This is a genomic window from Microseira sp. BLCC-F43, assembly GCF_041929235.1.
GTDB lineage: Bacteria > Cyanobacteriota > Cyanobacteriia > Cyanobacteriales > Aerosakkonemataceae > Microseira.
This window is the reverse complement of record NZ_JBHFNP010000259.1, coordinates 1-4,437: the sequence shown is the minus strand read 5'-3', so window position 1 is coordinate 4,437 and position 4,437 is coordinate 1. Positions and strand designations below refer to the sequence as shown.

5 protein-coding genes are annotated in these 4,437 nt (G+C 41.1%); 2 read left to right on the top strand and 3 right to left on the bottom strand.

Annotation, left to right across the window (positions count from 1 at the left end; all coding sequences use genetic code 11):
* A partial coding sequence (locus ACE1CM_RS34600) for a hypothetical protein (RefSeq protein ID WP_374883425.1) occupies nucleotides 1-211 on the top strand: 211 nt, incomplete at its 5' end.
* 55 nt (nucleotides 212-266) lie between these two features.
* Here ACE1CM_RS34600 and ACE1CM_RS34595 read toward each other — a convergent pair.
* From ACE1CM_RS34595 to ACE1CM_RS34585, 3 genes are all read right to left on the bottom strand, one after another.
* Nucleotides 267-1,229 carry a polysaccharide deacetylase family protein gene (locus ACE1CM_RS34595; protein ID WP_374883424.1) on the bottom strand — a complete coding sequence of 321 codons (963 nt, stop codon included), beginning with the start codon at nucleotides 1,227-1,229 and terminating at the stop codon, nucleotides 267-269.
* Between the two features lie 81 nt (nucleotides 1,230-1,310).
* Nucleotides 1,311-2,015 (bottom strand): WecB/TagA/CpsF family glycosyltransferase, encoded by a 705-nt coding sequence (locus ACE1CM_RS34590; protein WP_374883423.1) that lies wholly within the window; start codon nucleotides 2,013-2,015, stop codon nucleotides 1,311-1,313.
* Between the two features lie 410 nt (nucleotides 2,016-2,425).
* A complete protein-coding gene (locus ACE1CM_RS34585; RefSeq protein WP_374883422.1) occupies nucleotides 2,426-3,487 on the bottom strand; it encodes a radical SAM/SPASM domain-containing protein in 1,062 nt (353 codons plus the stop codon).
* Between the two features lie 552 nt (nucleotides 3,488-4,039).
* Between ACE1CM_RS34585 and ACE1CM_RS34580 the strand changes: the two genes are divergently transcribed.
* Nucleotides 4,040-4,228: a hypothetical protein gene (locus ACE1CM_RS34580; RefSeq protein ID WP_374883421.1), complete on the top strand. Its 189-nt coding sequence runs from the start codon at nucleotides 4,040-4,042 to the stop codon at nucleotides 4,226-4,228.
* Nucleotides 4,229-4,437 lie beyond the last annotated feature (209 nt).

Sequence of the window (4,437 nt, the reverse complement as noted above, 5' to 3'; positions counted from 1 at the left end):
GATGACGGAAGTTGCCAGTCAATGTATCTTGGCGAGGCTGATGATTAAAGCTTTGGGACGACCAGGGGTAGACAATGATATGGAGTTAGTTGGATCGGGGGAGGAATGGGAAATCCTCTGGACTCAACCAAAGCTGACGATTGAGGAAACCAGAGAATTGGTGGCGCTGGCGATCGCACCACCCCCTGCTAAAATCCCATCCCATTCCTAACATTAGAGATAATCATCCAAATCCACCTCAAGGGTGCAGTCAGAAGTCGGTTTTTCTAGGATCGTCGTGCGTCAGTCCTGAGATTGTCTGACAATAAAGTAGATCTGAGATTTGAGTAGGTTGTAAATTTATATCCATGTTGCTGAAGATTTGAAATCAGAGAAATTAATCGTTCTCCCATACTAAATCTCCCTTGATTAAAGCGTAATTTATGCAGCCAACTTGTCGGCTTTGGAAATGGCGGGTTAGCTTTAGTAGAAATATCGATAGGATGAATATACAGCGAGTATAGATCTAGACTCTTCAATTGAATTTTCATAGCGTTTTGAGTGATTTCCCAGGGCATAATTCGCATAGCACCACCTCCAGAAGTAGGCCATTTGAAGATATTAGCTGAAAAATTTGCCAGTTGAAATTCAAAAAAAGCTTTCGATTGAAAAATGTTTTGAGAAACAGATGTAAACCCTCTTAAATTTAACGGCTGATGATGCAAGCGTTGAATGCTACTTGAGTCGTATTGAAAACCCAGTTTAATCAGAGTATTTAACCTTTCGCGATCCATGCTGAAACAAGGCGCACGGTATCCATAGAGAGGTTTACCCAAAATATCTTCGTGTGTTCTCTGACAAAGCTGTAACTCGTTGCTGAATTCACTTACACTCATATTTAATGGTTGATGATGGCTCCAACCGTGAGATGCAAGTTTGTGACCTAGTTTTTGTAGTTCTTGGAATTTAGTCGGATAGGCTTTCAGTACTTCTCCCAGCACGAAAAGTTGTGCATGAATTCCGCGAGCGCTTAGAATTTGAATAAATCGGTCTAAGCCATCTAGCATTGAGTAGCTGCGATCGCAAGCTTTTTCGCGCAAGTATCCGGTATGATACCAGTCTTCAACATCCATTGAAAGCACAGCATACTTATCCGTTAGTTTCGGCGGATTGAAAATTGCTTTTGCTTGTGTTACCTCGTCGCTCAAACAAGCGTTTTCTTCAAACGCCTTACTTGCGTTTTTTGACATAAAACTGCCCCTTTTTTTATGTAAAAAATCCTCTATATCAACAAAAACCTGCTTTAATATTCTTATTTATAACATTTTTTTTCAATTAATTCCAGCCTTTGAGCAACTCTGTAAATTCTCGAGCTTCTGCTTTAAAATTAACCAAAAGAAAGGCAGATCATCTACTAGATATCTTTTCCACAATCTTCGGGGTTCTAAAATTAGACGGAATAACCATTCTAATCCTACATTACTCATCCATCTAGGCGATCTACGCATATTACCCGCTTCAAAATCAATCGTTGCACCAATCGCCAGAAATATTTTGATGTTCGTGAGTTTTTCTCTATATTTATAAATCCACTTTTCTTGCTTTGGTGTACCAACTCCAATCGCCAGTACTGTCGCCCCCGAACTCTGAATTATTTCAATTATTTGCCAACATTCTGATTCATTTTTTTCAAACCCATAAGAGGGAGAATAAGCGCCTACTACTATTTCTCTTCCTACTTTTTGATTGATTTTTGCTTGAGCCTTTTGAGCGATTCCTGACCCAGCGCCCAGCAAAAATATTTTGATTTCTTCATTCTGTTTATGGTAGTTATAAAAAGCTGGAAAAAAATCAGAACCAGAAATTTTTTCTGTCAACGGTGTACCCAAGAACCAAGATGAATATAGGAGTATTTGACCATCACAAACTACGTAAGTAGCAAAATTGTATGCTTCGCGAAATTCTCGATCTTCTCGCAGTTTAATTATGTGATCGACGTTGGGTGTAAAAACAATACCGAATTCGAGGTTTTCCAAAAGTTCGGTCATCGATAAATTATCAATCTCCGTGTTGAGAATATTTACTCTTTTCATCTCCATCTTTATTTATTTATTGCCTCAAAAGACATCGTTAATCAAAGAGAAGGTTTTCGCTGCGGGATTATACGGAATTTTACGATCGGAGAAGTTATTAGTTATGGTAAACAGGACTTACGCAGGTAAATCTGAGAAACCGGGTTTCTGCATCGCTCTCTAGTTCTTGTGTGACGATTTTTGGGAGAAACCGGGTTTCTGCGTCGATTTCTGCGTTGCTCTCCAGTTGACAAAGCAACGATTTTTCAGAGAGACCCGGATGGGTGCGCGTAATTCCTGGTCAAATTGCAAATGCGCTGGCGGGAATTATTCTGCTTAAATTGCGCTTCTCACTTATAATCCTGCCAGATTATTCACGAACTGCCCAAGGTTAAACCTACCCGACGAATGAGTAATAAACCCCGCTTTACTTGCTGCATAAACGTCCTGTGAGTCAGACAAGAGTTAGCACAAGAAACTGTGCCAAACTTGCTACAGGTTACCATTTGGGCGCGAAGTTGTTTAGCTTTATCGCCGTACCAAATATCTCTAGCACTGTGGGTTTTGACATTGCCAATGCTTGGGTAAAACCAGCACATGCTCACGTCACCGTTGGGGGTAATATGGTAGTCTCGCAGTCCCACGCGACAAGGGGAAACACCGTGTCTTACTATTTTTCCCATAAAATAATCTGGAAAAGATCGCAGTTTTTCTTCACTGGTCTCGATCGGCATCCCGTCTTTTTTCATTGCGATTAGCGTCTCCACAGTTTCCCGCAGTGCTGAAATATCAGCTTGATCGCGAATCCAAAGCTCCGTGTCAACTTCCTTTGTCCAAGGGGAAACAGTATGGAAGTCAATGCTAGTCGCGCCTACTTGTTGCGACCACTCAACCAATCTTGGCAAATTGCGGAAATTCAGTAAGTGAACTGTCGGTTGAATCCGAATTGGGAATTTTAAACCTAGCCGTTCACTCTCTTCTCGTAGAAAACCTATTCCCTGAGTAATATTATCTAACGAACCGGGTACGCCTCGAACATAGTCGTGAATTTCTGCTGTTGATCCATCGACTGATATATCAATGTTGAGCGGTCGTGCTGCAACTACTTTCTTAGCAGTCTGATGATTGAACGCCGATCCGTTTGTAATCACACCCCAGTTAATCTCTTCTTTGTAGCAAAATTCGAGCAAGTCCACAAACCCTTTTTTGATGAAAGGTTCGCCGCCAACAAACTGGATTGAGAAAAACCCGATAAATTGCTTCAAGCTCAGCAGTGCAGCTTGCCACTGCTCAATTGTCATTTCCTCAAGATATTCTTTTTGCCGCCAAAAGTTACAGGAGCGACATTTGTAGTTACAGCGCTCGTTAACCATGCCATGAATACCCTGGATAGGATGCGGCTTTGTCATGTCATAACCCGTTTTTAAGTACAGCATCTCGGATATGCTGTGAGTCCCGTACTTTGTTGCCGCATTCACCAGCGTTTTTAAATGCCTATTTTACATCCTTTCGTTAAAAAAACAATCAGTATCAATGGCTTTCTATTTCAATAGCAACTATTTTAGTAACCATCTATTTAATTGGTTATTTTCCTTTATACTCAATTAGTCAAGCTTACCTGTAAAACACTGTCCTCTTTGTTTTCCTACTCGGTTTTCTAGTGGCAAATTAAACCCAATACAGCTTATCACTTCAGTCTTTGAAGCTTGGTTAACTCCGTAATTTTACTGAACCTGTGTATATTTACTTGATGTTATTGTAAGTTAGCGTTCTAAAACAGAGTGGATTTTTTTGATTTTTTTTATATAACTTTATATTATTTTATGAAGCTTTGATGAAGCGGGCATGAAAATTGTGTGAAGACTGAGAGAAAAAACTTGCCTGCTAAGCACTTCAAGCGCATCACTACCTACGTAGACCCGGAAGTTTACGAGTTAATTGGTAATAGAGCTGCTTGAGAAAATCGCTCGGTTAGTAAGCTAATCGTCATGGAAATTGCATCACCGTGTCTCCCCATCTCCCCCTCCGGTGCGTCTTTGGGGGAATCTGCATTATGCAACTTGAAGGCACATCAGCTTAATATGGCGGAGACAATGCTAGCTCAAGCAGCGTACATCGGAACAGGTAAACATCCTGGGGAACCACAACAGAAACCCCAGCAGGAGGCAGAACCTTGAATTCAAGCGCGCGGTCGCGTAGCTAGCCCTTGGCATATCGCTTTTCAGTAGCAATTCTTACTGCCTTGTCAGCTACAGGATTTTATGCTGATAGGGTAGAGGCTAAACAAGTCTATGAAAATCGCATCTATAGATCGGGAATTAATCGAAGGCACCGATGAGGTGATGACCAGAGTCGTGATGACGGAAGTTGCCAGTCAATGTATCTT